Consider the following 26,583-nt stretch of genomic DNA (forward strand, 5'->3'; position numbering starts at 1 on the left):
CACTTCAACCACTTCAACCACTTCAACCACTTCAACCACTTCAACCACTTCAACCACTTCAACCACTTCAACCACTTAACCTAAGTAGTAAGCGCTAAAATTCAAACTAAAAGAAAAATATAAAAGTATTTGAAGTTTATGTTTAATTATTTAAACAAACAAAAGAATTTAGATTAGGAATTTGATTTTAAAATTTATAAGATTATGCTTGATAAATTAGAAGCTATATTTTAAAAGTTGTAATCTTAATTTGCATAAAAAATAAATGAATGCTTTTAGTTTTATAAATTCAAATATTATTTTAAATTCCTAATTCAAATTCTTTGAAATTTGTAATTATTTTGGCTTTGCTCGTGTGATTGCAAAATTTGCTAATTTTAAACATAAATACATTTAATAGATTTAAATAAACTTTAGTTCGCTTATAATTTTGTATTTTATTTTTGATTAGATATTGAAAATTCAAAGAATTTAAATTAAGAATTACTTTAAAACATTAAAAATTAATCATTTAAATAATTATTAAAACCTAGACTTATTGTTTATTATGCAAATTAAATAACCTTAGCTTGAGCTAAGATTATTTTTTAGACTTTTTAGAGTTTTTTAAATGTTTTTCTAGTTTTTTTCTTCCGTTAAAAGATAGTTTTTCTATAAATAAATGTCCATTTAAATGGTCGTTTTCATGCTGAATAGCAACTGCTAAAAGCCCATCAGCCTCAAGACTTTTTGCATTGCCAAATCTATCGCAGTAATCAACCTTAATCCTATCGTATCTAGTTACTTCTTCAAAAAATCCAGGAACACTAAGACAACCTTCTTCATAAACTTGAGTTCCTTCTCCAATAGGAGTAATTATAGGATTAATAAATTCAATTAAATCTTCTTTGTTTTGCTCTTCTTTATCATTTAATAGATTTATTAAGAATATTCTTAAAGGTTTTGCTACTTGAATTGCAGCTAAGCCTATACCATTTGATGAAATCATAGTTTCATACATATCATCTAGAAGTTTATGTAGATTTTCATCAAATTTCTCTACTTCTTGGCTTCTTGTAAAAAGAAGTTTATTTGGATATGTGATTATTTCAAGCATCTTCTTCGCTATCTCCAACAACAGCATAAATTTCTTTGTCTTTACCTGTATTAGGCAATACACTAATAGCTTCTAAGATTTGCTCTTCATAATTATCACCACTAAGTGCCACAACACTCATTTCTATATTGATATCAATCTCATTATCATTAATAAAAAACGTTGTATTGTAAAATAAATCAGAAATTCTCTCACAAGCTTTCTTAGCATTTACTATATTTGTATGTTTCATAGCCATTACAAATATTCCATCACCAAAATGCGCTACTACGTCACTTCTTCTTGAAGTTTTTAATAATAACTTAGCAACATTTCTCATTAAAAGATTTTTGTCTTTTTGTAATTCAATTGTATTTAATAAACTATCTTTAATTTTTACAAACATCAGTGATATTGAATAGCCATATTTTTTAATATCTTCTATATCTTGAGTTATATTGCTGTATAAATATCTTTTATTAAATACTCCGAATTTATCATCAAACTCACTTTGCTCATTCACCCTATTATGGATTTTTACAATCTCATCATAACCTTTTTTAATACTATTTAATTGTATATCAAGAGCAGTTGTGAGCTTTGCCATATCACTATCAAGTGATTTTAAGATATTTTGAATTGATAAAGAGCCAGTTGCAATACTTAAATCCCCTATTTTTTTCTTAATCAATGCTTTCATTGTAGTGATGTTTTTATAAATCGCTGCAATTGAGCCAACTAATTGCTTAATATTTGCAAAAGTTTCTTTAATATCTTGTTCAATCACTGCTATTTTATTGCTTTGATCTTCTTTTTCATAAGATATCATTTCATTAACTCTTTTTTTAAACGCCATAGGTTTAGTATCAAGCATTTTTTCAAAATATATAGCATAATTAGTAGGAGTTGGTGGAACATTATCTTCAATTAATTGTTTAATCACTTGTTGAGTAAATTTCTCAAACTCTCCACCACTAAGTTTTTGAATCTTAGGAGATTCATCATAAATTACATCTTTATTCAAAGCCCTATCCTATTTAAAACTTTTTTCTAATACCTTATCAATTAATCCATATTTTAAAGCTTCATCTGAGCTCATAAAATAATCTCTTTCAGTGTCTTTTTCTATTTTAGCAAGTTTATTACCTGTGTTCTCAGCTAATATTTTATTAAGAGTTGCTTTTAATCTTAAAATTTCTTTAGCTTGTATTTCAATATCTGTTGCTTGTCCTCTTGCTCCGCCTAGTGGTTGATGTATCATAATTCTTGCATTTGGTAAAGCAAATCTTTTGCCTTTAGCACCTGAACTAAGTAAAAATGCACCCATTGAAGCAGCCTGACCTATACAAATTGTACTAACATCAGGTTTAATATAATTCATAGTATCAAATATACTAAATCCACTAGTAACTACACCACCTGGGCTATTTATATATAAATAAATATCCTTATTGGCATCTTGAGCTTCAAGAAATAATAATTGAGCAACAACACTAGCTGCTACTTCATCATTTATCTCTCCACTTAAAAGAATAATTCTATCTTTAAGTAAGCGAGAGTAGATATCATAACTTCTCTCGCCTTTGCTAGTTTTTTCAACTACATATGGAATGTAGCTCATTTATCTTTTCCTAAAAATAAATCAGCAAATAATTTTTCTTCTACTAAGCTCATTCTAACAGCTGGTAAAGTTCCATTTTTTGTATAAGTTTCAATTAGTTGTTTTGGATCCATTCCGTATCTTAAAGCTTCAAAATAAATAGCTTGTGCTACTTCTTGATCATTTACAACTACTTTTCTTAATTTTGCTAACTCATCAACAATGAAAGTTAATTTAACGCTCTTTAAAGCTTCTGCTTCATATTCTTTTCTTTTTTCTTCTAGATATTTTTCATCTTTTAATTTATCAAATTCTTCTTTACTAAAACTTCTTGCTGCTTGATTGAATTGTAAATTGGTTTCTTGCTCTAATATATTTTGTGGAACTGCAAAATCATATTTTTCTAGCATTTTTTCAACAAATTCTTGCTTTAATTTCTCATCAATTTGTTTAAATTTAGCTTCTGTTTCTAATTGTTCTTTAATCTTTTCATCTAAGATTGCTTCGGTTGGGTTTTCTACACCTGGTAATAATTTTTTAAGTAATTCTTCATCAATTTCAGGTAATTTTCTTCCATGAATTTCATGTAATTTTACTTTAAATACAGCTTTTTTACCTGCTAAGTGTGCTGCTTGATAATTCTCTGGGAAAGTTACTTCTATATCTTTTTCTTCGCCAACTTTTAATTCAATCATACCATCTTCAAAACCTGGGATAAATTGATTACTGCCGATTTCTAGCATATAATTTTCTGCTTTTCCACCTTCAAATGCAACGCCATCAACAAAGCCTTCAAAGTCAAATTTAGCATAATCACCTTTTTTAAGGATTTGTTTTTTTGTCTTTTCAAGTGGAGCATATTGCTTTAACATAGCTTCTTTTCTAGCTTTAATGTCTTTTTCTTTAATTTCTTCTATTTTTAGCTCAGGAACTAAAGCTTCATAGCCTGTTAAGTCAATTGTTGGTCTAAATGAAATTACGAATTCAAATTCTATTCCATTTTCTTTTCTTTCAAACTTCTTAAAGCTTGGCTCGCCGATTAATTCTTTTTCTTCTTTACCTGTTTGTTTTACAGCTTCTTTATAAGCGCTTGTGATTGCTTCTTGCTCTGCATCTTTTACTAAAGAATCTTTATATCTTGATAATACTACATTTACAGGTACTTTACCTTTTCTAAATCCAGCAACTTGCATAGTCTTGCTAGCTTTTACAGCTATTTCTTTAATCTTTTCATCTAATAAAGATTGCTCAATAACACCGCTTACTGAGTAATTAATTTCGTTGATTTTTGTTGTACTAAGTTTCATTAAACTACCTTTTGTAAAATATTTCGCACAATTCTAGCTAAAAAAATTAATCATTGGCAAAATATAAAGGTAAAGAATGAAAGATTTAATTAAAGATTTATTAATAAAAATCGGAGAAAATCCAGACCGAGAAGGACTAATAAAAACCCCTGAAAGAGTTCAAAAATCTTATGAATACTTATGCAGTGGTTATAATCAAAACCCAAAAGATATTCTAAACGAAGCGATTTTTAATACAGACAATAATGAAATGGTTTTAGTAAAAGACATTGATTTTTATAGTTTATGCGAACACCATTTATTGCCTTTTTTTGGAAAAGTTCATATCGCATATATTCCAAATGGCAAAGTTGTAGGACTTTCAAAACTTCCTAGACTTGTAGAAGTATTTGCAAGACGCCTACAAATTCAAGAACAATTATGCGAACAAATTAGCAATTCATTATATGAAATATTAAAACCAAAAGGTGTAGCTGTAACTATTGAAGCAGAGCATTTATGTATGCAAATGCGTGGCATTCAAAAAGTAAATTCAAAAACCATAACAAGCTCACTTAAAGGAATATTTTTAAGCGACGAAAGAACTAGGAAAGAGTTTTACTCTCTAATAAAATGAATTTAGAAAGATTAAAGAAAAAAATAGCACAAATTCCAAAATCTCAAAACTTTGGCTATATATATAAAATTAGTTCAATTAGCATTGAGATTAAAGGTTTAACAACTAGCGTAGGTGATTTAATAAGACTTGAAAATGAAGAAAAAACTGCTTATGCGATGGTTGTTAAGATTGAAGAATTTATAAGCTTTTTAAGCCCTTTTGATTTCGTAGAAGGCTTTAAAGTAGGCGATAAAGCTTTCATGGAAGAAGCAGGAATGAAAATCCCTTGTTCAATGGAATTACTTGGGCGTGTGGTTGATCCTTTTATGAGACCAAAAGATGGAAAAGACAAAATAAATCCTACAAAAATGATGCCTATTTTAAGAGCTCCTATTGAAGCTTTAAAGCGTGGGCTTATAAGTGAACCTTTTCCTGTTGGGATTAAAAGTATTGATGGGCTTTTAACTTGCGGAGTTGGGCAAAAACTAGGCATATTTGCAGGTTCTGGGGTTGGTAAATCAACCCTTATGGGAATGATAGTTAAAAACGCTCCTGCAGCAGTAAAAGTAGTAGCATTAATAGGCGAGCGTGGGCGTGAGATACCTGAGTTTATCCACAAAAACTTAGGCGGTAAAATGGATGATACCGTAATGATAGTAGCAACTAGCGATGATAGTGCTTTAATGCGTAAATACGGAGCATTTTGTGCTATGAGTGTTGCTGAGTTTTTTAAAGAGCAAGGAATGGATGTTCTTTTTATTATGGATAGTGTTACTCGTTTTGCTATGGCACAAAGAGAAATCGGACTTGCATTAGGTGAGCCACCAACTGCTAAAGGCTATCCACCAAGTGTTTTTAACCTACTACCACAATTAATGGAGCGTGCTGGTAAAGAAGAAGGAAAAGGAACTATAACAGCATTTTTTACCGTGCTTGTAGATGGAGATGATATGAGTGATCCTATCGCTGATCAAAGCAGATCAATTCTTGATGGGCATATTGTTCTTGATAGAAATCTAACCGATTTTGGAATATATCCACCTATAAATATTCAAAACTCAGCAAGCAGGGTTATGGGAGATGTAGTTACGCCTGAGCATAAAAAAAATGCAGCAAAGTTTAAAAGACTTAATTCCGTGCTAAAAGAAAATGAAACCTTAATTAGAATTGGAGCTTATGTTAAAGGTAGCGATAAAGAGCTTGATTTTGCAATTTCTAAAAAAGATTATATGAATGATTTTTTAAGACAAGGAAATGATGAAGCTTTTGCCTTTGAAGAAGTTCTTAGTATGCTTGATAAAATCAATTAGAATTTGAATTCGGAATTATGATTTTAAATTCCTATTTCAAATTCTTATGCAATTTTAATTATTAGCAATTAATCTTAAAATTAATTCTTAGCTTCCATAATCAAAACATATAATTTAACTACTGATAAAAATAACGCCAAAATAGCAGGTCCAAGTATAACTCCCCAAAATCCAAAAGTAGAAATACCTGCAATCATTGCAAAAAATATCAAAAGTTCATTGATATTTGCTGGGGTTTTTAATAGTTTTTCATTTATCCATTTAATTATCAAAGGCTTTATAAATGTATCTGCAATAATAGAAATTACCACAATAGAATAAAGTGCAATCACTATTGCATTAGTAGTATTTCCATGCGAGTACTCATAAAGGCTTACAGGAACCCAAAGTAAAGCCCCACCTATTAATGGAATTAGCGAAGAAATCGCATATAAAATCCCCATTAAAAGCCCATCATATCCAAAATACACTAAAAACATTGCAAACAAACAGCCTTCAAAAACTGCGGTAATAATCACAGAATAAAACACAACACTCATAACGTTTGAAACTTCGCTTAAAATATTTTCAAATTCTTTTTTTCTAAGTGGAAGTAATCTTTTAAAAAATCCTACTAGCTCTACTCCATAATAATTTGCGAAGAAATAAAAAATCACAATAAGAACTAATTCTGTAAAGAATTTAGCCCCTGATTTGGTAAAATTTGAAGCATAATTTAGAATGTTTTTACCTAAATTATTTAAATCAATTTCATTTAAAAATTCTTTTATTTTAGGCTCTACAAAACTAAATTCTTCGGGTAAATTAAAATCAATTGCTTTTAATTTTGTAATAGTTGTTTGAATTTGTGTTAAATCAAATTCTTTTATAGAACTTGCAAGAGAAAAGCTAGTATATCCTAAAGGAGCGAAAAACAATAAAGACATTAAAGCGGTCAAAATTATAGGTGCTAGATATTTTTTTTTAGTTTTAACAAATATCTTATGATGAAGATTTGCTGTTGCAACTGCCATTAAAACAGCTATTGCTATTGTTAATAAAAACGGACGAAATAAATATAATAAACAGCAAAACACTAATAAAACTAAGCAAGTAATAAAGACTTTTGTATTCACTTATTTAGCCTTTCTGGTATTTTGATTATTTTAGGATTTAATGCTGATAAATAAGAATTATTTTCATTAAAATCAATTTTATAGATAATAAATTGATCGGTTATTAATAAAAGCCAGTCAATTAATTCATCGCTTGCAGGCCCACTCATAGCTCTAGCTTCATCTAAAACATCTTCAACAATTTTGCAAATATTTACGAATTGATTAATTTTTAAAAATCCACTAGCACTTTTCATATTGTGAAACATTCTAAATAATTCGTTAATTTTTTCAGAATATTTAACCTCATCTTCTAAAGCTATTATAACAGGCTCTAAAGAATCGCAAAATATATTAAAATGCGTCATAAAATCATCAACAATATCAAAATCAAATTCTAATTCTAATTGTCCTAAAAGTCCTAAATTTTTATTCATGTAATCACTCGTTTTTATATTTTGCTAAGATTATACAAATTATTTACAAACATTATTTAAGGCAAAATATGGAAAGAATAGTAGAAATTGAACAATTTAAAGATGATAGCAAATACGAAATTAGCTTAAGGCCTACTAATTTTGATGAATATGTAGGACAAGCAAAAACAAAAGAAAATTTAAAAGTATTTATAAAATCAGCAAAATTAAGAAATGCTCCCTTAGATCATACTTTATTTTTTGGACCTGCAGGACTTGGAAAAACTACTCTAGCAAATATAATTGCAAACGAAATGGGCGTAAATATTAAAACAACAGCAGCTCCTATGATAGAAAAAAGCGGAGATTTAGCTGCAATTCTTACAAATCTTGAAGATGGAGATATTTTATTTATAGATGAAATTCATCGCCTAAGTCCTGCTATTGAAGAAGTTTTATATCCAGCGATGGAAGACTTTCGCTTAGATATTATTATAGGAAGTGGTCCTGCTGCTCAAACGGTTAAAATTGATTTAGCTAAGTTTTGCTTAATCGCTGCAACAACAAAAAGTGGCGGAATATCAACTCCGCTTAGAGATAGATTTGGGATTAATTGTAGATTAGAGTTTTATACCCCTGATGAACTTGCTTTAATCATAAAAAAAGCAGCTTTAAAGCTTGATATAAGTTGTGATGATGAAGCTAGTAAAGAAATAGCTAAAAGATGCAGAAGCACTCCAAGGATTGCCCTTAGACTTCTTAAAAGAGTTAGAGATTTTGCCATTGTAAATAATGAAACAAAGATAAGCTTACAAAGAGCAAAACAAGCGCTTGAGAGCTTAGGTGTAAATGAATTAGGGCTTGATGAATGCGATTTAAATTATCTTGAGTTTTTATGTAAGGCTAAAAAAGCTGTTGGATTAAATACAATTGCAGCAGCTTTAAGCGAAGATGAAAGAACTATTGAAGATGTAATTGAGCCTTATTTGATTTCAAATAATTATATTGAAAAAAGTGCAAAAGGAAGACTAGCAACTAATAAAGCTTATTCGCTTTTAAAGCTAAGCAACTATACGCCTTCGTTGTTTAATTAATCTTAAAGAATTTGAATTCGGATTTTGTATTAGCAAAAAGTTAATTCCGAATTCAAATTCTAGGTAATTTTAATCAGCTTTAAAGCTTTTTTATAAAAATCAAAGAATTTGAATTCGGAATTTAAATTATCTTAATCAAGTGAATTAATATCGCTTACTTCATGATGAATATAACGCTCATCATTTTCTAATGTATCAACACTTTTAAACATTCTTTCCCAGCGAATATTATAATCTTCATCCCAGCTTAAATATACAAACCAAGGCTTTCCTTCAATATATTTATAATCTACACTTCCCCAAAATCTACTATCATTTGAATGGTCACGATTATCGCCCATCATAAAATATTCATTACTAGGAACTTTATAATAATATGCTTTATGAAGTCCTTTTAATTCACTAACATAAATAGGCTCCATTGCGAATTGATTTTTTGCAATATAAGCTTCAATTACTCTATCAAAATCAATTCTTTCATCATAATGAATTCCTTTTTTTGTAAATGGCTCTTTTATATATAATTTACCTTGTAAAATCACTTGCTTGCTTTCTGGATAATTTGCCCTCATATATTCATCTCCTTCATGCATTCTTACATAAAGAGTTTTGTTTGAATAAATTATCTCATCACCACCTAAGCCAACACAACGCTTAACATAATGTAATTTCGTATTATGTGGATATAAAAATACTACTATATCTCCACGCTTTGGCTTTGCATAGCTTAATAAATGTCCATCACCTTTAAAATCAGGTAAAACAGGCACTTCTAAAAATGGTATTCTAGGAGTTGGTATTCCATAAGCGAATTTTTTTACAAATAAATGATCGCCTATTAATAATGTATTTTTCATAGAACCACTTGGAATTGTAAAAGCCTGAGCTACAAAAAATATAAAAACTAAGACAAATATAATAGTCCCAGTCCATGAGTTCCAAAAATCAACTAATTTTTGCCATTTTGTTTTATTTTCTTTCATTTTTTTCCTTTTTTAATCTTGCTTCATAGGTATTTAGCATTAAAGCATATATTGTCATAGGTCCAACACCGCCAGGAACAGGGGTAATCATACTTGCTTTATCACTTGTCTTAATATAATCTCCTGCTATCATTTTTCCATCAATTTTTTTAGTAATTCCTACATCAACCAAAATCGCTCCATCTTTTAAATAATCATCATTTAAAAGGTGTAAAACTCCAGTAGCACTTATTACAATATTAGCATTTAAGGTATATTCTTTTAAATCTTTTGTGTATTTATGGCATATACTAACACTTGCACCTTCGTTAATCATCATGGCAGCAAGTGGGCGTCCAACTATAATGCTATCATTTATTATGCATATATTTTTGCCTTTTAAATCAACCTTATAATGATTTAATAAGATTTTAATCCCTAAAGGAGTGCAAGCATAAAAATAAGGCTCTTGATTAGCTAATACTAAACCTAAATTATAAGGAGTAAAGCCATCTACGTCTTTTTCTGGTCTAATTGCGTTTATAATGTTATTTTTATCAATATGATTTGGTAATGGTAATTGAACTAAAATTGCATCAATATTTTCATCTTCATTTAAAGACTTGATTAAATCTAAAAGCTCTATTTCGCTAATGTCTGAGCTTAATTTATAATCTTTACTAATAATTCCTAATTCATTACAAGCTTTTAATTTATTTCTTACATAAATACTACTTGCATAATCATCTCCTACTAAGATTACTGCTAAGCAAGGTTTTGTATTTAATTCTTTAATTTTTGATGATAATTTTATGTATAATTCTTGGCTTAATTTTTTTCCATCTAATATCAATTTGTAACCTTTATAAAAATAAAGAGTGTATTATAACCCCTAAAAACAACGGATTATAAAATGAAACTAAAATTAATCTTATTAATACTTAGCGTATTTGTTTATGCAAATAGCGATTTTTTAAGTAAAGATGAATATCAATTAAGTTTATATCAAAATCCAAGAGGAATTGGCTGTGATAAATGTCATGGGCTTGATGGAAGCGAACAGGTATTTGCAACATATAAAGAAAACGGGAAAACAATAAAAGTAATAATTCCTAGTATAAAAGATATTAGTTATGAGAATTTTTATAAGGCCTTAGTTAGTAAAACAAGTTCAAAAAACATAATGCCAAACTATTATTTAACAAATGAAGAAATAAAAAATCTATACTTATACATAAAGAAAAAAGGAGAAAAAAATGACAAATAAAGAAGCTTTTAAAGAAGCAAAAGAACTAATAGCAGGTGGGGTAAATTCTCCCGTAAGAGCATTCAAAAGTGTTGATAATGATCCGATATTTATAAAAAATGCTAAAGGTGCTTATGTTTATGATATTGAAGGCAAAAAATACCTTGATTTCGTGCAAAGCTATGGACCTTGTATTTTAGGTCACGCAGATGATGATATAACCAAAGCAATATGTGATGCAGCAGCAAATGGTACAAGCTATGGAGCTCCTACTTTAGCTGAAAGCGAATTGGCAAAAAAAGTTATATCATTATATCCTGCGATTGAAATGATTAGATTTGTAAATAGTGGAACAGAAGCAACCATGAGTGCAATCCGTCTTGCAAGGGCATTCAGTGGGCGTGATGGGATAATGAAATTTGATGGTTGTTATCATGGACATGCTGATATGCTTTTAGTAAATGCTGGAAGTGGCTTAGCTACTTTTAATACTCCAAGCTCAAGTGGTGTTAGCAAAAACGCCGTAAAAGACACCTATACAGCAAAATATAATGATATAAATAGCGTAAAAGAGCAAATCGCAGCAGCTAAACAAAACGGCAATGAAATAGGCGTTATCATAATCGAGCCTATTGCTGGAAATATGGGTTTTGTTCCTGCTAGCAAGGAGTTTTTAATAGAGCTTAGAAAACTTTGCGATGAGCTTAAAATCGTTTTAATTTTTGATGAAGTTATGAGTGGTTTTAGAGCTGCTTTAGGTGGAGCTTTAGAGGTTTATGGTATTAAGCCTGATATGGTTTGCTTTGGCAAAGTAATCGGCGGTGGTCTTCCTGTTGGTGCGTATGCAGCTAGAAAAGAAATTATGCAATTATTAAGCCCAATAGGTGGAGTGTATCAAGCAGGAACTCTAAGTGGAAACCCACTTGCGATGGCAGCTGGAATTGCAAGTTTAAGCAAATTAAATAAAGATATTTATAAAAAATGCGACGAATGGGCAAAAGCAGCAATTAGCATAATGCTTGATGAGAGCAAAAAAGCAGGAGTTCCTTTTGTAGCAAAAAATATAGGCTCAATGTTAGGATTTTTCTTTAATGAAAAATATCCTACAAATTATGATGAAGCAAAGACTAGCGATACAGCTAAGTTTTCAAGATTTCATAAAGTTATGCTTGAAAACGGCGTAAATCTAGCACCATCAACCTATGAAACAGCCTTTATTTGCACTTCATTTGAAGATATTGAATTAGAGCTTTTCAAAAACGCATTTACAAAGGCAATTCGTGCATAAGCAAGAAAATAGCAGAGCTAAAAAAGTTAGAACCTTAGTTGATGCAGCAAATTATTTAAGCTTAGGAATTAGCGTTGTAGTTGCTATTTTAATAGGTGTTGGACTTGGAATCTTGCTTGCAAAACTTTATAAGCCCTTATTTTTTGTAGGGCTTGGGTTTGGAATTGCAGCTGCTATTTTAAATGTTTATAAAGCTTATAAATTATTAGTAAAAATCAACGAAAAAGAAGAATAATAATTAATCAAATTCCTAATTCAAATTCCACAAAAATTTCAAAGAATTTGAAATAGGAATTTACTAACTTCATAAAGCCTTAAATATATTAAAAATCTTAATTTAAATCTTTATATGGACACAATCACGACAATGCTTTTGCTATACTCTTTAAAAAAGGAGTGTTTATGAAAAAGTATTTTCCAAGAAAAAAGATAGAATTAAAAGAACTTATAAAAGATAATAATATTTATTTAGGCGACATTGATACAAGCAAAATTACTAGCATGGCAAGGCTTTTTAAAAATACTAGAAGAACTGATTTTAGCGGAATAAACGAGTGGGATACTAGCCGTGTAACAAATATGAATGAGATGTTTAGCGGGTGTAAGTATTTTAATGAAAAGCTTGAGTTTGATACAACTAATGTAGTTAATATGAATGCTATGTTTAAGGGGTGTAAGAGTTTTAATCAAGCATTAGATTTTAATACAAGTAATGTAACTAATATGAGCTATATGTTTTATGAATGCGAAAAATATAATCAAGCTATAAATTTTGATATGGCAAATGTAGTAAATACTGAAAGTATGTTTAATGGTTGCATTAGTTTTACTCAAGAACTTAGGCTAAATACAAAAAATACCACAAATATGAACTCAATGTTTGAAAAAACGAAAATAAAAAGCCTTGAAATTAATGCTTCAAATCTAAGGAATTGCTCTTTTATGCTTAGAGAAATTACTAATCTTGATATGGCAAAAGTTAGGCTTAAAAACTTTAGTATTGATAGGCTTTATGAATGCTACGAGCTAAGTTCAAGCTACAAAAATATAGATGAGTTTTTAAATAATCATATAAAAGATTATGAAGAACTTTTAAGATTTAAAAAATATCTAAAAATAAGAACCATAAGACGCCCAAACTATGAAACAGACATAGGAGAAATTACAAACTATCATCATAGGAATTTTTATCAATTTTATATAGATTATACACCTGAGTTTGATTCTTTAAACTATATAAAACCTACTTTTTTAGAGCCTAAAAAACTAGAAGCGATTAAACTTTTAGATGTGCTTGAGTTTTCTTTAAAGCGTGAAAATGTAGCCAAAAGTAGTGATGAAATGAAAGCGTGGTATAAGGCTGAGTTAAAAGAGAGAAAAAGAGCTAATGAAATAAAGCTTATAATGGAGTTTGATAGAGCAAAATATCCTAATACTCAAAGCCATGGGAGTATTTGGGGTGCGTACGAAAGTGAGCTTGATTATGATAAGTTTTGTGTAAGACTTGCTAATACATACGCCTTTAAATACAAAAGTGATGATGAGATTTTAGCTACTTTAAAACTAATCGCAAAAGATTGTTATATGAAGCTAAATGGCAAATTTAGAGCGTATATAGAAAATGATTTTTATGATATCTTAATTACAAGCTTTAAAGCTAAAATAAGCAAAAAGGAATTTAAAATAGGAATTTGAAAATGAGCGTAGAAACAAAGATTTTAAAATTTCAAGATTTAATAAATAAGAATCTAATCATACCAGATTATCAACGCCCATATGTGTGGGATGAAAAAGAAGTTATAAAGCTACTAGATAGCATTAAAGATGAAGCAAAGTTGCTTGGTTTAATAGTTTTGTATGAGAAAAACGACACCTATGAGATAATAGACGGACAGCAAAGGCTAACTACGATTAAGCTTATTTTAAAAGCTTTAGGCAAAGATAATGAATTCTTAAAAGATGCAAAATATTATCATCAAATATCGCATTTTAATATAAAGAAAAATTATGAAATCATAAAAAATTATCTAAAAAATCAAGTCAATTTTTATGAAAAGCTAGAAAATACTAGTTTTATTTGTGTTAAAACAGATGATATTAAAAAAGCGTTTTTATTTTTTGAAAACATAAACACTAAAGGCAAAAAGCTAGAAAATTATGACCTTATAAAGGCTTTTTGGGTTATAAATTCTAAAAGCGATTTGATAAATTACTATGTGAAAAAATATAACGAATTTATAGAAGATGGTAAAGCTTATGAGATAAATGAAGGCAAAAACTACTTTCAGTATTTTTTAGAAAATATGGCTATGATTAGGGAGTTTATGCGTGGGAATAATAAAGATTATAAAGATATTGATACTATTAATGAATATTGCAAAATCACTCCTTTTAGTTCAGGGTTAAATCTAAATAATATAAGTGCAAGTTTTGCTAATGGAATTAGCTTTTTTTCTTGGGTTAAGAAGCATTATGAAATAACAGATATGTTTATACATTCTAATTTTATGGATAAATTATCAAATCTGTATGTAAATGATAATATGTATTATTATACTGGCTTTGTTTTGGTTGTTTATCTTGATAAATTTCCTGATGGTGATTTTGATAAGATTGCTAGAATGGTAGCTAGGATTACTCATTATAGACCTATTAATGGCAATAAGCACTCTTTACCTTCATTAATTCAAGATATAAAATACATAATACAAATTATTTTAAGCTCAAATGTAGAAGAAGAATTAATCTTTAGGCTAAATGATTTAATAGCTACTTATCCTTATGAAAAATGCAATGAAAAATTTAAATTTTTAGAAGCTGAGCTTAAAAAATACAATAATTTAGGAGCAAGCAATGCAAAGTAAAATAATAAATCTAAATGAGATAAATCAAAGCATTGTAATACCTATTTATCAAAGACTATATGAATGGGAAGAAGGACAAATTAGAGCGCTTTTAGATGATATTTTAAACGCAAATGAAGAGTATTTTATAGGCACGATTACAACAAGTCTTAAAGATGATGAATTAGTGATAATCGATGGACAACAAAGACTTAGCACGATATTTTTCTTATGTGCTTATATGTGCTACAAAAACGGCAAAATGATGAAAGCTTATGGAGAATTTGCAAGCGCTTTTAACTTTGCGTATTTAGAAAATGAATGTAGATTTAAAATGCCTTTAAGAGATGATATAACGGACGCTATTTGGAATTATAATTTTAATAATTTAGGCAAAAACATTGATAAGGCTTTTGAGATTTTTGTAAATTATGATTTGGCTAAATTAAATAAAAATCTTTTTAAAAATATCAGAATAAATCTTGTGATTTTAGATGGTATTAATTGTGGCAATTATTTTATAAATATGAATAGCAATTCACAAGCTCTTGATGAAAGCGATATTTTAAAATCATTTTTACTTAAGCTTGTAAAAGATGATGAAAAATATTTTGAATATTCAAATATTTTAAATGAATGTATACAGATAAATAAAATTGCAGATTTTGATACTAAATACGAAGCCCTTAGTATAGGTGAGATTTTAGACTTGGATATAAAAGAATGTAAAGCAAAAGAGTTTAAAAGTATTGTTGATTATCCTACATTTGTTTTGCATGTTTTTAGGATTTTATTTGGCGATGAAATTAAAATTGATAAAACAAAATTTTTAGAAAATACTTGGGAAAAAATAGAGCATTCTAAAGAAAATGCTATAAAAATAATAAATGCTTTAAAAGAATATAGAATTGTTTTTGATAGAAGAAGTGTTAGAAAAGCTCACGAAGATTATAAGCTTTTAGGGGATTTAAAGGATGCTAAGCTTGAATTATTTTTAAATTATCTAAGAGTAGCTAGAAATCCTAGTGAATATTTAGAAACTTTGCTAACTTGTGATAGTGATGAAGATTTATTTAAAGAGCTAAAAAACCTAGATGATAATCTAGCAAAAAATGACAATCTTAATGATTTAAATTATAATCATTCAAATATTGTTTATTGGCTACAACGCTATGAATACCATCTAATGCAAGATGTTGATTTTAAGAGTAAGTATGAAAAATATATCAAAAATTATCGTTTTAGAGATATTAATTCAGTTGAGCATATATATCCGCAAAGCAAAGGCAAAATTGATGATTTAGGCAATCTAGCACTAATCAGCGATAGTGAAAATTCAAGCTTTAGCGATAAGCCTTTTTATAAGAAAAAGTTAATATTTGAAGATTTTTTAAATAATGATTTAGTAATTAGCTTAAAGCTTTTAGAAGTATATAAAAATAATGGTGAGTGGGAAGAAAAGCAAATCAAAAAATATCAAGCAAAAATGCTAGAAATTTTAAAAAACTCATTTAAAAACTAAAATTATTTTCCTAATTCAAATTCCACAAAAATTTCAAAGAATTTGAAATAGGAATTTGCGTTTAAGAAGTCTTTAGATAAAACGACTAAAATAGCCTTAAAGGATAATATATGGATTTTACACATTTACATTTACATACGGAATATTCGCTTTTAGATGGTGCAAACAAAATTGATGAATTAGCAAAAAGACTAAAAGAGCTAAATTTTAAAGCTTGTGCAATCACCGATCATGGAGTAATGTTTGGGGCTATTCACTTTTATAAAAGTATGAAAAAGCACGGCATTAAGCCAATTATTGGCTTTGAAGGCTATTTGCACGAAGAAGATGATATAAGTAGCACTTCAACAAATCATCGCTGGCATATATGTTTATTTGCCAAAAATCAAAAAGGCTATGAAAACCTTATGTATCTTACTTCAAGAGCTCATATAGATGGTTTTTATTATCGCCCTAGAATTAATAAAAAATTATTAAAAGAGCATAGCGAAGGCATTATTTGTAGTTCTGCATGTCTTGCTGGCGAGATTAACTGGCACTTAAATGATAAAGAAGTTCGCCGTAATGGAAAAACAAACGCCGATATGGGAGCTAAAGGCTACGAAGGAGCTAAGGCTGCTGCACTTTGGTATAAAGAAGTTTTTGGAGATGATTTTTATCTTGAAATTATGAGAATGGGGATTAATTCTCAATACAATATAGACACAAATATACTTAAATTAGGAAGAGAATTAGGTATAAAAGTAATTGCTACAAACGATTCACATTATACATATAAAGATAGAGCTCAAGCTCAAAATATTTTCATGGCAATTAGCACAGGAGATATTGTTGGGGTTGATCCTGAAAGCGAAGATGCTAAGAAAAACACAGGCTTAAGACATACAATGAGTGAAATTTATGTAAAAAGTCCTGAAGAAATGTATGAATTATTCCTTGATGTGCCTGAAGTTGTGCAAAATACTCAAGAAATAGTTGATAAATGTAATTTAGAATTAAACTTAGGAAACCCTACTCCGCCAAACTTTAAATTCGCCCTTGAATACGCCGAAAAAATCGGCTTAGAGCTTCCTAGTAAAGATATTTTTAGTTTTGATAATGATGATGTATTGTTTGAAAAGCTTTGCTGGGACGGACTTGCTAAGCGTTTGGTTTATATTGATGAGAGCAAACACGAAACCTATAAAGAGCGTTTAAGAACAGAGATAAATATTATTAAAAATATGCGTTTTAGCGGTTATATGCTAATCGTTCATGATTTTATTAAAGCTGCTAAAGATATGGATATTCCTGTTGGACCTGGTAGGGGTTCTGCTGCAGGTTCTTTGGTGTCATTTTGTCTAGAAATAACTGATTTAGACCCACTTCCTTATAACTTACTTTTTGAGCGTTTTTTAAATCCTGAGCGTGTTTCTATGCCTGATATTGATGTGGATTTTTGTCAAAATAGGCGTGAAGAAGTAATTGATTATGTTGTAAAAAAATATGGTCGTTATAACGTAGCTCAAGTAATTACTTTTGGTAAATTGCTTGCAAAAGGTGTTATTCGTGATGTTGCAAGGGTTTGTGATTTACGCATAAAAGATGCTGATACTTTAGCAAAATTAGTGCCTGAAGAATTAAAAATCACTTTAAAAGATGCTTACGAAAAAAACCCTGATATTAAAGCTTTCATTGAAGATTTAGACAATCGCGCTGAATATAAAAATATAGTTTGTCATCCTGATGATGTAAGGGGCAAAAGCAAAATCGGAACAAGGGTTTGGGAATATTCATTAGCTCTTGAAGGACTTAATAGAAACGCCGGAATGCATGCTGCTGGTGTTGTTATTTCAAACGAAGAATTATGGAAAAAAACTCCATTATTTAAACAACCAAAATCAGATGCGTTAGTAACTCAATATATGAAAGATTATCTTGAAGATGTTGATTTGATTAAGTTTGACTTCTTAGGCTTAAAGACTTTAACCGTTATTGATAATGCTATAAAACTTATTAAAAAACGCCATAATATAGACATAGATTGGAACAAAATTGATGTAAATGATAAAGGCGTTTATGATTTAATTCAAACAGGTAACACTCTTGGGATTTTTCAAATAGAAAGCTCAGGAATGCAAGATTTAAATGCTAGACTTAAGCCAACTTGCTTTGAAGATTTAATCGCTGTTCTTGCACTTTATCGCCCAGGGCCACTTGATAGTGGAATGGTTGATGATTTTATTGATATTAAGCATGGAAGAAAACCTGCAGTATATGCTTTCCCTGAATTAAAGCCTATTTTAGAGCCAACTTATGGGGTTATTGTATATCAAGAGCAAGTTATGCAAGTCGTTCAAACTATTGGTGGATTTAGCCTAGGTGGAGCTGATTTGGTTCGCCGTGCAATGGGTAAGAAAAAGCTTGAAGAAATGATTAAATTAAAAGGCGAGTATTTAGATGGAGCTATAAAGCAAGGCTTTGATGAGAAAAAGGCTGATGATTTATGGGAGCTTATCTTAAAGTTTGCTGAATACGGCTTTAATAAATCTCACTCGGCTGCTTATGCTCTAGTTGCGTTTCAGACTGCTTATCTTAAAAAATATTATGAAACGGAATTTATGGCAGCATTACTAACTAGCGAAGAAGGTAAGGTTGAAAAAATTGAAAAATACAAAGATGAGCTTGATAGATTAGGAATAGAGCTTTTACCACCAAATATCAATGATGGCACAAGAGAATTCAACGTTATTGATAAAGATGGAAAAGCTGCTATTGTTTATGGACTAGGCTCAATTAAAAGTTTTGGAATTCCAAGCGCTGAAGGTCTTACTAAAGCTAGAGGAGATAAGCCATTTACCGATATAAAAGACTTTATTGCAAGAGCTGATGCTGCTTATATGAATAAAAAAGGCATAGAAGCTTTAGCTAAAACGGGTTGTTTTGAATGCATAGGAATTAATAGAAAAAGCTCTTTAGCTGCAATTGATTATATTATTAATGAATTTAAAGCAAAAAAAGAGCATGATAAAAGATTACAAGAAAGCTTGTTTTCTCAATTTGAAACCGAATATCATAGTAGTATTGATATTACAAATCAAGAAGAATTTAGCGTTGCCGAACTTGCGGAATTTGATAAAGAATATTTAGGCATTTATTTAGGAACTCACCCACTAGATGAGTTTAAAAAAGAAATCAAATCAATTGATCATTATAAAAGCTCTGATTTTGAAAACTTAGATGATGGTGATTATCAAGCATTTTGCTTAGGTATTATTGAAGAAGTTGATTTTAAACAAAGTAAAAGCGGTAAAAGTTATGCAAATATTAAAGCGCTTGATTATTATTCAAACTTTAATATTTTATGCTTTAACCCCGATTTAATAGAAATTTTAGCGTCAAAATATAAAGCTATGAACCTTGCTTCTTCGGATACAAAAACCAAAAAATCTCTTTATGGATTTTTACTAAACAATAAGCGTGAAAATGGTAAAAATACTTTATTTTTAAATAGTTTAGTTGAAGTTGATGCTCAAAATATAGGCGTAAATGAGTTTGATAAAAACGCCTTAGGTTTTGAAGTTTTTGTCAAAAAAGGTGGCAAAAAAATCAAAGGCGATATAAAAAGATTTTCTCATTTAGTTGAAAAAATAGACTATTTAAAGCATAGCGAATTCGCTCAAAGCGAGTATGGAGATTATAATGCCTTTAGTTTGGGTGTTGTAATTGATGCAGAATTTAAAATCAGCAAGAAAAATAAGGCATTTGCTAAAATTAAAGTTGTTGATGAAGTTGGAGAATTTGATATTTTATGCTTTAACGATGATGCTTATAAAAAGCTTGAAAAAGAGTTTTTAAATCAAGAAAAAGAAGAAAAATTATATGGTTTTGATTTAAGCCTTAGGGTTGATGATAATGGAACGGGAGCGTTTTTAGATGACTTTTTCTTAATTACTCCTGAGCTTATAAAAGAGCCTAGCAATGGTAAGAATGCTTTAGGATATTCAGTGATTGAGAAAAGAGTAGCAAAAGCTAGAAGAGTTTATAATAAAGAAAACAAAGAAGAATTTACCCAAAGTCCAAAAGCATTTGAAGGTGAGTTTATAAAGATTGATTTATTAAACATAAAAGCAGAAATTTTAGAAGAAATAACAAGACTAATTAAAGATAATTTATGTTCTAAAGAAGTTGCTCGTGAGATTGTTTTAGAATTTTTAGTTGATTCTTGTGTTAGTAAGTATTCAAGAAGATTTGGCGTAAATTACGAAACAATAGAAAAAATCAAAGAATTAGCAAAAACTAGCTAAAGCAAATTCCTATTTCAAATTCTATTTTTTTTTAAAATTCGAAATAATGGAAAATATATAAATTAGTTTTAATATCAAAGGATTAATATGTTTAGTTGGTTTAGTTTTTTATCTTATGCTGTGATTATGTCTATTACACCAGGGGCAAACAATATCTTATCAATGATAAATGCGAAAAATTTCGGATTTAAAAAGAGTTTGCCTTTTAATTTCGGAGTTTTTGTAGGCTTTAGCGTTGTAATGTTAATTTGCACTATTTTTTGCAATTTATTATCAGTATATATTCCTATGCTTCAATTTTATATGCAAATAATCGGAGCTATTTATTTAACTTATTTAGCCTTTAAGATTATAAAAAGCACATTAAATGATAATGTAAAACCTACAAATAGCTTTATTCAAGGTGCATTATTGCAATTTATAAATCCAAAAATTTATATTTATTGCATAGTGTCAATGCAAACTTTCATAATGCCTTTTTATCAAAATGATTTCTTTATGTTAATACTTTTTGCATTTTTATTAGCTTTTATAGGAAGTTTTTTTACATTTCTTTGGGCTGGCTTTGGCAGTATTTTTAGTGTTTTATTCGTAAAATATGCAAAAATTACAAATATTATTCTAGCTTTAATGCTTATTTATTGTGCTTTAAGCTTGTTTTTCTAATTATTAAATTTAGATTTTAATACCATAAAATCATTAGAATTTGAAATAGGAATTATTTATTTTCATTTCCCCATTTACAAAGCATTTTCATGATTGGAACTAAAGTTTGTCCCTTTTCGCTTAGTTTATATTCTACTTTTGGTGGGATTACTGGATATTCAATGATTAGACCATCATTTTCAAGCTCTTTTAAAGCTCTTGTAAGGCTTTTAAAAGAAACATCTCCAACAGCTCTTTTAAGCTCGTTGTATCTTAAAACTTCGCTATGCAAAAGATTATACATAATCTCAATTTTATATTTGCCAAAAATCTGCTTTAGGGCGTGTATAAGAGTACAATTTTCTAAATGATTTTGCATACACTCTCCAATTTGAGCGTATTGACAAAAAACTCCCATTAATTATAATGACTTTACCATAAATTAAGGAGGTTTTATGAAAAATGTTTTACTAATTAATGGTTCTATGCCTTATCTTTTCTCAAAAGGCGAGCTAAACGCTAGCTTGCAAGAAATTGCTTTTAAGACTTTAAGCAAAAATGGCTTTAATGTAGAGCAAACCACTATAAATCAAGGCTATGATGAAGCAACTGAGGTAGAAAAGTTTTTAAAAGCTGATATCATAATCTATCAAATTCCTTGCTTTTACATGAATGCACCTTGGATTTTTTGGGAATATCTAGCCAAAGTTTATACAGCTGGTAAAGGAAAACTTTGGGAAAATGATGGCAGAAGTAGAAGCGACCCTAGCAAAAAATACGGCTCAGGTGGGCTTTCGCAAGATAAAAAATATATGATTTCTTGGACATTTAATGCTCCTAAGCTAGCATTTTTTGAAGAAGGGCAATTTTTTAGTGATGTTGGAGTTGATGGGCTAAGCGTAAGTCTTCATAAAGCAAACCAATCAGCTGGAATGAGTGCGCTTAAAACCTTTGCTTGTTATGATGTTCATAAGGGTGATGATACACAAAAATACCTAAAAGAATACGAAAATCACATTCTAAATGAAATCGTAAATTCTTAAAAATACACGGAATATTTATTCCGTGCTAAATCTTTGTAATATTTAGGTATTTAAAAATACTAAATTTTAATATATAGACATTTTAAAGCTATATGTAAAAGCTTTAAATTCATATAAAACTTTTAATTTTATTCAATCACACCATCTGTAAATGTATATTGAGTTAAAGAATTTTCCTTAGCTTGAATACAGATATAATTTAAATCACTTTTAGCAAAAATCTGCCTTCTAACACTAGGAGCAACTCTAATTATATCGCCTTTTTTAATTGAAATTAGTTCATTATCTAACTTTATTTCCCCATTTCCATTTAAGATAATATATATTTCTTCATTGCTTTTATGATAATGTATAAAAGGCACATTTGTATTTACTAAAAGTGTGTTAATACTTATCTCACAAGAAGTAAAATCAAGCTTATCTTTTAAATCAACTCTGCTAATACTTGAAAACTCACCTAAACTCTCAATGCTAAAATTTTTGTTCATTTTATCTCCTTTTAGTTTGATAACGAACTATTTTATATTAAAAAGTTAATCTTTTATATTTTTTAGCATTTTTTCTAATAATTCTTCTATTAATAAAGCTTCGGCTTTTGAAAAATCTTTTAATAATTTAGAAAAAACTATATTAGAAACTTCTTCAAAAACTACTCTTAAATCCAAAGCTTTTTTGGTAGCTTTAATTAAATACATTCTACTATCTTCTTCACTTTGTCTTTTCATAACATAACCATTTAGCTCTAATTTATCAATTAATGAGCTTACAGTGGCTTTGCTTCTATGGATTTTTTGAGCGATTTGAACCATACAATACTCATTTTCATCAAAAAGCATATTTAAAATATCTGCATGTGAAAATGACAAATCAAACTCGGCTCTTTTGTTAAGCTCGTTTAAAATCATTTCATTTGCAAGTTCTTTTATCCTACCCATTAAAAATAAGCTTGAGTTCATAGTTTGTCCTTATAAGTTTTTTTGATTATATAAAAATATTTAAATTCCTAATTCAAATTCCTAAAAAATAAACGACATTTTTGCTAAATTATAAAAAAGGAGTTAAAATGTCTTTTATTAGAAAAATAAAAATTTGTTTTATCAGAAAGACTAGAAATAGTTTGGAAAATTATTCTTTACAGATGAAAAGGTTTTTAATAAACTATTCTAAGCTTTTAAAAATTGCTAATTTATTTACAAAAACTATGAGATTTTCGCTAGTTTTGATTACCTTAGTTTCTGTTATTGCTTATACTAAATATTATTTATTTGAAGTTGGGTATTTGCCTAGGTTTGATTTTAATTTACTTCTTACTTTTGGTTATGTATGTTTTATATATTCTATTTTTATAGGAATAATTCCTTATATTATGATAGAATTTGTAGTTTTACTTGCGTGTAAAACAAAAACAAAAAAAGCTAATGATTTAACTTCAAAAATTATTAATTTTTTATATGAAAAAGTCTTTTTGATAATTGCAATTGCCGTTATTATCGTGATTGAATTAGTATTTTTAAGCCTTGTTCAAGTATATCAAACGACAAATTATGATAATATTTCCCTACCTACTCTAAATAGTTGTTTAAATGTTATGATGAGTATTTTTATAGTTCTTTGTGTGTTTGCATATCTTTTCAAAAGATTTAGTTTGCTTATCAAAATTATTTGGATAATTTGCTCTATTTGGTATTTTTTTAGCCTTGATATAAAGGTTGTAAAATTAGCAAATATAGGTGGCTTTAGGACTGATATGGTAATTAGTAAAAATAGTCTTTATATGAGTTATTTTGTAAATTATAAAAAGCTTGATATTAGGCTTTGTGATGAGCTAAAAGGCGAAAGAAATATTTGCAAATTAATTGATGGAAATTATGTTTTAAAAGATGTTTTGATATTATCAAGTTTAAGTGATACGGTGTATATAGAAATGGATTTAAACGATAATAAAAGTCAAAAACTAGACTTTAAACAAAGCGAAATTGAAATAATCAATAAAATATAGGATAAATATATTATCCTATATTTTAATTATTTTCTTGCACTACTTCATCAATCCAAGCAAAAAGTTCATCTAAATCATAATCACCTTTATGCCCTACCCCATCAACTAACTTATAATCCACATTAAAGCCATTTTCCATAAGTTTTAAAGCAACAATGGCACTAATAGCAAAAGAAGTATCGCTATCTAATTTACCAACTCTAATTCTAATAAATTTAGCTGCTTTATCATTGTTTAAGTAGTTCATAACATTCATTAAATCAACAAGTTTTTTATCAGTTTTGCTCTCATAATTTTGACTAAAATGATTTGCTTTTGTTGTATTGTCTCCAAAAAGCTCATTTTCCGCACTACTTAAATCAGCCTTATCAAATGCTAGGGTGATTTTACTTCTTGTGATATTTAAATCAGCCTCTAAAATCTCGGTTAAATAGTCTTTAAAACTCCCGTTTAAATCATCGTTTAAGTTTAATTTTTTACCTTTATAAACAAGGTTTAATGAATTTAGATAGGCTACAAAATCTTTAGCTAATTTTTTAGATTCTTTAATTTGTTCTTCATTTAATTTTCCTGTTACAAATTCTCGTTTTTTTCTAAAATCAACCATATCGCTAAATTTTAAAGTTTTGTAATCATAATTATCATTAAATTGCCATTCGTAAGCCATATCAGCATTTTAAAGGTTTGTGATAGGACAATAAGAACTAATTGCATATATGCTATCATCTGCTTTTGCAGCTCCTAGTTTTTCTAAATACTCATCATAGTCATTGGTATTTTGAGAAAGCCCTAAAAGCAAACTCATAGCACCACCAGCGCTTGTGCCATTTGATATGATTTTATTTGCATCACCTAGCATCAAATCATCATTAAAATGCAAATACCTAACAAGCGCCTTTAAATCCACAATAGAAGCAGGTGCTTTGCCAAAATACTCACCATCTTTAATATTGTTAGCACCCCTAAAACCTGCTAAAATTAGAGCATAGCCATTGCTAAGAGCTTTTAAACTTGCTTGTGTAAATGGACTTTTATCATCAATATAAGTAATTTTTGCACTTTTGTATCCACCTATAAAATTTGGTAAAAATATCGGCGCCTTTTGAAGCTTTTTATCATCATTTTCATCAAGTATATAAAAATTAAAACTTTGATAATCCTTATCTATGATATTTTTAACATAAGGTATGTTTTCATAAGCTCTAATTTTATAGATTTTACCTTCAAATTCTATGGTTTTTATAGAATATTTTTGATTAAATCTAAGGTCGTTATTTGCAAACAAACTAGCCACTATGCTAAAAGTTAATAATAATTTTTTCATATTCTTTCCTTGATTTTAAAAAAAGAAAATTTAACTACTTATAATTAATAATATATTAATTATCAAAATTATTTTTATTTTAAATCAACTACTTCAATACATTATGAAATAATTAACTTTAACTACTATTTAAACAAATAAAATTTATACATTATTACTTGTTATCTCATCTATGATTTTTGCTATAAATTTAAAATCATCTAAACTATCTTGATTTTTTAATAAATATTCCTTAAATGCTTGTGGGTCTTGCTTTATAAACTCATTTAGTTTTTGTGTTAAATTAAAAAACTCATTTATATCCATTTTTAACCTTTAATTATACTAAAAATAATTTTTAAAATAAATAAAATTATTATAAAAACATAATTCCTAATTCAAATTCTTTTATCTTTATTAATTTAAAAACCTTAAACATATTATTTTAATATAATTATAATTTTAATCCCTATTCTCACATAAAACCACAATCTCTCTTAACCCCAAATTCAACAATTTAAAAAACCCTAAAGCAATAAACCTACCCTTATCCACTTAAACATAATCCTAACTAATCCCCTAACTTAATTTTACTTAATCAAGCTTTAACTAATACAGCTTAATAAAAGAACTAATAAACCATAAAAATACTTTTTGAGTAAAGAAGATTAAAAAATAATAAACTAAAAACACTAAAGAAATAAAAATAATGCAAAAAATAAAACTTAAACAATAAAAAACAAAGATTAAAAATATAAGGGAGTAAATGGTGGGCCTAACAAGACTTGAACTTGTGACCTCACCCTTATCAGGGGTGCACTCTAACCAGCTGAGCTATAGGCCCTTAAGAAGTAGAATTATTGTTATATATTATTTCATTTCAACCTTTGATATCCAAACAAGCTCTCAAGAGCTAGTTAATTATTATCTACTCTTTAGTGTGAGTTAAAGA

The 26,583-nt window shown here is 28.5% G+C and carries 26 protein-coding genes, 1 tRNA gene and 1 pseudogene; 13 read left to right on the forward strand and 15 right to left on the reverse strand.

Going from position 1 to position 26,583, the window contains the following annotated elements:
- Positions 1–580: 580 nt before the first annotated feature.
- From def to tig, 4 genes are read right to left on the reverse strand one after another with little or no spacing between them, the layout of a single operon-like run.
- Positions 581–1,096, reverse strand: coding sequence for a peptide deformylase (gene def, locus AC1B00_RS08765; protein WP_488849318.1), 516 nt, complete (start codon positions 1,094–1,096; stop codon positions 581–583).
- Positions 1,089–2,099, reverse strand: coding sequence for a GGDEF domain-containing protein (locus AC1B00_RS08770; RefSeq protein WP_239817119.1), 1,011 nt, complete (start codon positions 2,097–2,099; stop codon positions 1,089–1,091). The genes def and AC1B00_RS08770 overlap by 8 nt, the downstream gene beginning before the upstream one ends.
- 9 nt (positions 2,100–2,108) lie before the next feature.
- The gene (gene clpP, locus AC1B00_RS08775; protein ID WP_336611480.1) at positions 2,109–2,696 is read right to left on the reverse strand and encodes an ATP-dependent Clp endopeptidase proteolytic subunit ClpP; all 588 of its coding nucleotides are present in this window, start codon (positions 2,694–2,696) and stop codon (positions 2,109–2,111) included.
- Positions 2,693–3,982, reverse strand: a complete 1,290-nt coding sequence (gene tig / locus AC1B00_RS08780) for a trigger factor (RefSeq protein ID WP_239817121.1) — start codon at positions 3,980–3,982, stop codon at positions 2,693–2,695. The genes clpP and tig overlap by 4 nt, the downstream gene beginning before the upstream one ends.
- A gap of 76 nt (positions 3,983–4,058) precedes the next feature.
- On the opposite strand from tig, the gene folE reads away from it, so the two are divergent.
- Positions 4,059–4,598, forward strand: coding sequence for a GTP cyclohydrolase I FolE (gene folE / locus AC1B00_RS08785; RefSeq protein WP_488849320.1), 540 nt, complete (start codon positions 4,059–4,061; stop codon positions 4,596–4,598).
- Complete coding sequence (fliI, locus tag AC1B00_RS08790) at positions 4,595–5,890, forward strand: flagellar protein export ATPase FliI (RefSeq protein WP_239817123.1); 1,296 nt, start codon at positions 4,595–4,597, stop codon at positions 5,888–5,890. The genes folE and fliI overlap by 4 nt, the downstream gene beginning before the upstream one ends.
- Before the next feature lie 80 nt (positions 5,891–5,970).
- Here fliI and AC1B00_RS08795 read toward each other — a convergent pair whose 3' ends face one another.
- Complete coding sequence (locus AC1B00_RS08795; RefSeq protein ID WP_488849322.1) at positions 5,971–7,005, reverse strand: AI-2E family transporter; 1,035 nt, start codon at positions 7,003–7,005, stop codon at positions 5,971–5,973.
- Complete coding sequence (locus AC1B00_RS08800) at positions 7,002–7,421, reverse strand: Hpt domain-containing protein (protein ID WP_336611474.1); 420 nt, start codon at positions 7,419–7,421, stop codon at positions 7,002–7,004. The genes AC1B00_RS08795 and AC1B00_RS08800 overlap by 4 nt, the downstream gene beginning before the upstream one ends.
- A gap of 68 nt (positions 7,422–7,489) precedes the next feature.
- Here AC1B00_RS08800 and ruvB point away from each other — a divergent pair, with 68 nt between their 5' ends.
- A complete protein-coding gene (gene ruvB, locus AC1B00_RS08805) occupies positions 7,490–8,494 on the forward strand; it encodes a Holliday junction branch migration DNA helicase RuvB (protein ID WP_239817126.1) in 1,005 nt (334 codons plus the stop codon).
- Between the two features lie 131 nt (positions 8,495–8,625).
- Here ruvB and lepB read toward each other — a convergent pair whose 3' ends face one another.
- Both lepB and AC1B00_RS08815 read right to left on the reverse strand, forming a co-directional pair.
- Positions 8,626–9,477 (reverse strand): signal peptidase I, encoded by an 852-nt coding sequence (gene lepB / locus AC1B00_RS08810; protein WP_488849323.1) that lies wholly within the window; start codon positions 9,475–9,477, stop codon positions 8,626–8,628.
- The gene (locus tag AC1B00_RS08815) at positions 9,464–10,309 is read right to left on the reverse strand and encodes a bifunctional 5,10-methylenetetrahydrofolate dehydrogenase/5,10-methenyltetrahydrofolate cyclohydrolase (RefSeq protein ID WP_488849325.1); all 846 of its coding nucleotides are present in this window, start codon (positions 10,307–10,309) and stop codon (positions 9,464–9,466) included. The genes lepB and AC1B00_RS08815 overlap by 14 nt, the downstream gene beginning before the upstream one ends.
- Before the next feature lie 60 nt (positions 10,310–10,369).
- Here AC1B00_RS08815 and AC1B00_RS08820 point away from each other — a divergent pair, with 60 nt between their 5' ends.
- The 8 genes and pseudogenes from AC1B00_RS08820 (at position 10,370) to AC1B00_RS08855 (ending at position 21,307) form a co-directional block, all read left to right on the forward strand.
- Positions 10,370–10,723 carry a hypothetical protein gene (locus tag AC1B00_RS08820; protein ID WP_239817129.1) on the forward strand — a complete coding sequence of 118 codons (354 nt, stop codon included), beginning with the start codon at positions 10,370–10,372 and terminating at the stop codon, positions 10,721–10,723.
- Positions 10,713–11,990 carry a glutamate-1-semialdehyde 2,1-aminomutase gene (gene hemL / locus AC1B00_RS08825; protein ID WP_488849326.1) on the forward strand — a complete coding sequence of 426 codons (1,278 nt, stop codon included), beginning with the start codon at positions 10,713–10,715 and terminating at the stop codon, positions 11,988–11,990. Before AC1B00_RS08820 ends, hemL begins: the two co-directional genes overlap by 11 nt.
- Complete coding sequence (locus AC1B00_RS08830) at positions 11,983–12,225, forward strand: AtpZ/AtpI family protein (RefSeq protein ID WP_488849327.1); 243 nt, start codon at positions 11,983–11,985, stop codon at positions 12,223–12,225. The genes hemL and AC1B00_RS08830 overlap by 8 nt, the downstream gene beginning before the upstream one ends.
- Before the next feature lie 167 nt (positions 12,226–12,392).
- Complete coding sequence (locus AC1B00_RS08835) at positions 12,393–13,685, forward strand: BspA family leucine-rich repeat surface protein (RefSeq protein WP_488849329.1); 1,293 nt, start codon at positions 12,393–12,395, stop codon at positions 13,683–13,685.
- A 2-nt stretch (positions 13,686–13,687) separates the two neighbouring features.
- Positions 13,688–14,854, forward strand: coding sequence for a DUF262 domain-containing protein (locus tag AC1B00_RS08840; RefSeq protein WP_488849330.1), 1,167 nt, complete (start codon positions 13,688–13,690; stop codon positions 14,852–14,854).
- The gene (locus AC1B00_RS08845; RefSeq protein WP_488849331.1) at positions 14,844–16,355 is read left to right on the forward strand and encodes a DUF262 domain-containing protein; all 1,512 of its coding nucleotides are present in this window, start codon (positions 14,844–14,846) and stop codon (positions 16,353–16,355) included. The genes AC1B00_RS08840 and AC1B00_RS08845 overlap by 11 nt, the downstream gene beginning before the upstream one ends.
- A 110-nt stretch (positions 16,356–16,465) precedes the next feature.
- A pseudogene (dnaE, locus tag AC1B00_RS08850) lies at positions 16,466–19,852 on the forward strand (DNA polymerase III subunit alpha); the annotation flags it as partial.
- 876 nt (positions 19,853–20,728) lie between these two features.
- Positions 20,729–21,307 carry a LysE family transporter gene (locus AC1B00_RS08855; protein ID WP_488849332.1) on the forward strand — a complete coding sequence of 193 codons (579 nt, stop codon included), beginning with the start codon at positions 20,729–20,731 and terminating at the stop codon, positions 21,305–21,307.
- Between the two features lie 52 nt (positions 21,308–21,359).
- Here the strand turns inward: AC1B00_RS08855 and AC1B00_RS08860 are convergent, their stop codons facing one another.
- On the reverse strand, positions 21,360–21,665 hold the full coding sequence (locus AC1B00_RS08860) for a winged helix-turn-helix transcriptional regulator (RefSeq protein WP_488849333.1): 306 nt from the start codon (positions 21,663–21,665) through the stop codon (positions 21,360–21,362).
- A gap of 76 nt (positions 21,666–21,741) precedes the next feature.
- Between AC1B00_RS08860 and AC1B00_RS08865 the strand changes: the two genes are divergently transcribed.
- Positions 21,742–22,329 (forward strand): NAD(P)H-dependent oxidoreductase, encoded by a 588-nt coding sequence (locus tag AC1B00_RS08865; protein ID WP_488849334.1) that lies wholly within the window; start codon positions 21,742–21,744, stop codon positions 22,327–22,329.
- 128 nt (positions 22,330–22,457) lie between these two features.
- On the opposite strand, the gene AC1B00_RS08870 is transcribed toward AC1B00_RS08865, so the two are convergent.
- Both AC1B00_RS08870 and AC1B00_RS08875 read right to left on the reverse strand, forming a co-directional pair.
- Positions 22,458–22,817 (reverse strand): cupin domain-containing protein, encoded by a 360-nt coding sequence (locus AC1B00_RS08870; RefSeq protein ID WP_488849335.1) that lies wholly within the window; start codon positions 22,815–22,817, stop codon positions 22,458–22,460.
- 45 nt (positions 22,818–22,862) lie between these two features.
- The gene (locus AC1B00_RS08875; RefSeq protein ID WP_336611461.1) at positions 22,863–23,285 is read right to left on the reverse strand and encodes a MarR family winged helix-turn-helix transcriptional regulator; all 423 of its coding nucleotides are present in this window, start codon (positions 23,283–23,285) and stop codon (positions 22,863–22,865) included.
- A gap of 107 nt (positions 23,286–23,392) precedes the next feature.
- Here AC1B00_RS08875 and AC1B00_RS08880 point away from each other — a divergent pair, with 107 nt between their 5' ends.
- Entirely contained in the window at positions 23,393–24,328 is a 936-nt protein-coding gene (locus AC1B00_RS08880) for a hypothetical protein (RefSeq protein WP_488849337.1), read from the forward strand.
- Positions 24,329–24,350: 22 nt separating this feature from the next.
- Here AC1B00_RS08880 and AC1B00_RS08885 read toward each other — a convergent pair whose 3' ends face one another.
- The 4 genes from AC1B00_RS08885 to AC1B00_RS08900 form a co-directional block, all read right to left on the reverse strand.
- Positions 24,351–24,995, reverse strand: coding sequence for a hypothetical protein (locus AC1B00_RS08885; RefSeq protein WP_488849339.1), 645 nt, complete (start codon positions 24,993–24,995; stop codon positions 24,351–24,353).
- Positions 24,996–25,004: 9 nt separating this feature from the next.
- Positions 25,005–25,652 (reverse strand): hypothetical protein, encoded by a 648-nt coding sequence (locus AC1B00_RS08890; protein ID WP_488849341.1) that lies wholly within the window; start codon positions 25,650–25,652, stop codon positions 25,005–25,007.
- 144 nt (positions 25,653–25,796) lie between these two features.
- Positions 25,797–25,958, reverse strand: a complete 162-nt coding sequence (locus tag AC1B00_RS08895; protein ID WP_488849343.1) for a hypothetical protein — start codon at positions 25,956–25,958, stop codon at positions 25,797–25,799.
- 440 nt (positions 25,959–26,398) lie between these two features.
- A tRNA-Ile gene (locus AC1B00_RS08900) sits at positions 26,399–26,475 on the reverse strand.
- Positions 26,476–26,583 lie beyond the last annotated feature (108 nt).

This window comes from Campylobacter sp. DY7 (assembly GCF_057802535.1).

Coding starts and splice junctions, on each gene's coding strand:
- def (WP_488849318.1), bottom strand. CDS start 1,096: ATGCTTGAAATAATCACATATCCAAATAAACTTCTTTTTACAAGAAGC.
- clpP (WP_336611480.1), bottom strand. CDS start 2,696: ATGAGCTACATTCCATATGTAGTTGAAAAAACTAGCAAAGGCGAGAGA.
- tig (WP_239817121.1), bottom strand. CDS start 3,982: ATGAAACTTAGTACAACAAAAATCAACGAAATTAATTACTCAGTAAGC.
- folE (WP_488849320.1), top strand. CDS start 4,059: ATGAAAGATTTAATTAAAGATTTATTAATAAAAATCGGAGAAAATCCA.
- fliI (WP_239817123.1), top strand. CDS start 4,595: ATGAATTTAGAAAGATTAAAGAAAAAAATAGCACAAATTCCAAAATCT.
- AC1B00_RS08800 (WP_336611474.1), bottom strand. CDS start 7,421: ATGAATAAAAATTTAGGACTTTTAGGACAATTAGAATTAGAATTTGAT.
- ruvB (WP_239817126.1), top strand. CDS start 7,490: ATGGAAAGAATAGTAGAAATTGAACAATTTAAAGATGATAGCAAATAC.
- lepB (WP_488849323.1), bottom strand. CDS start 9,477: ATGAAAGAAAATAAAACAAAATGGCAAAAATTAGTTGATTTTTGGAAC.
- AC1B00_RS08820 (WP_239817129.1), top strand. CDS start 10,370: ATGAAACTAAAATTAATCTTATTAATACTTAGCGTATTTGTTTATGCA.
- hemL (WP_488849326.1), top strand. CDS start 10,713: ATGACAAATAAAGAAGCTTTTAAAGAAGCAAAAGAACTAATAGCAGGT.
- AC1B00_RS08835 (WP_488849329.1), top strand. CDS start 12,393: ATGAAAAAGTATTTTCCAAGAAAAAAGATAGAATTAAAAGAACTTATA.
- AC1B00_RS08840 (WP_488849330.1), top strand. CDS start 13,688: ATGAGCGTAGAAACAAAGATTTTAAAATTTCAAGATTTAATAAATAAG.
- AC1B00_RS08845 (WP_488849331.1), top strand. CDS start 14,844: ATGCAAAGTAAAATAATAAATCTAAATGAGATAAATCAAAGCATTGTA.
- AC1B00_RS08855 (WP_488849332.1), top strand. CDS start 20,729: ATGTTTAGTTGGTTTAGTTTTTTATCTTATGCTGTGATTATGTCTATT.
- AC1B00_RS08860 (WP_488849333.1), bottom strand. CDS start 21,665: ATGCAAAATCATTTAGAAAATTGTACTCTTATACACGCCCTAAAGCAG.
- AC1B00_RS08865 (WP_488849334.1), top strand. CDS start 21,742: ATGAAAAATGTTTTACTAATTAATGGTTCTATGCCTTATCTTTTCTCA.
- AC1B00_RS08870 (WP_488849335.1), bottom strand. CDS start 22,817: ATGAACAAAAATTTTAGCATTGAGAGTTTAGGTGAGTTTTCAAGTATT.
- AC1B00_RS08875 (WP_336611461.1), bottom strand. CDS start 23,285: ATGAACTCAAGCTTATTTTTAATGGGTAGGATAAAAGAACTTGCAAAT.
- AC1B00_RS08880 (WP_488849337.1), top strand. CDS start 23,393: ATGTCTTTTATTAGAAAAATAAAAATTTGTTTTATCAGAAAGACTAGA.
- AC1B00_RS08885 (WP_488849339.1), bottom strand. CDS start 24,995: ATGGCTTACGAATGGCAATTTAATGATAATTATGATTACAAAACTTTA.
- AC1B00_RS08890 (WP_488849341.1), bottom strand. CDS start 25,652: ATGAAAAAATTATTATTAACTTTTAGCATAGTGGCTAGTTTGTTTGCA.
- AC1B00_RS08895 (WP_488849343.1), bottom strand. CDS start 25,958: ATGGATATAAATGAGTTTTTTAATTTAACACAAAAACTAAATGAGTTT.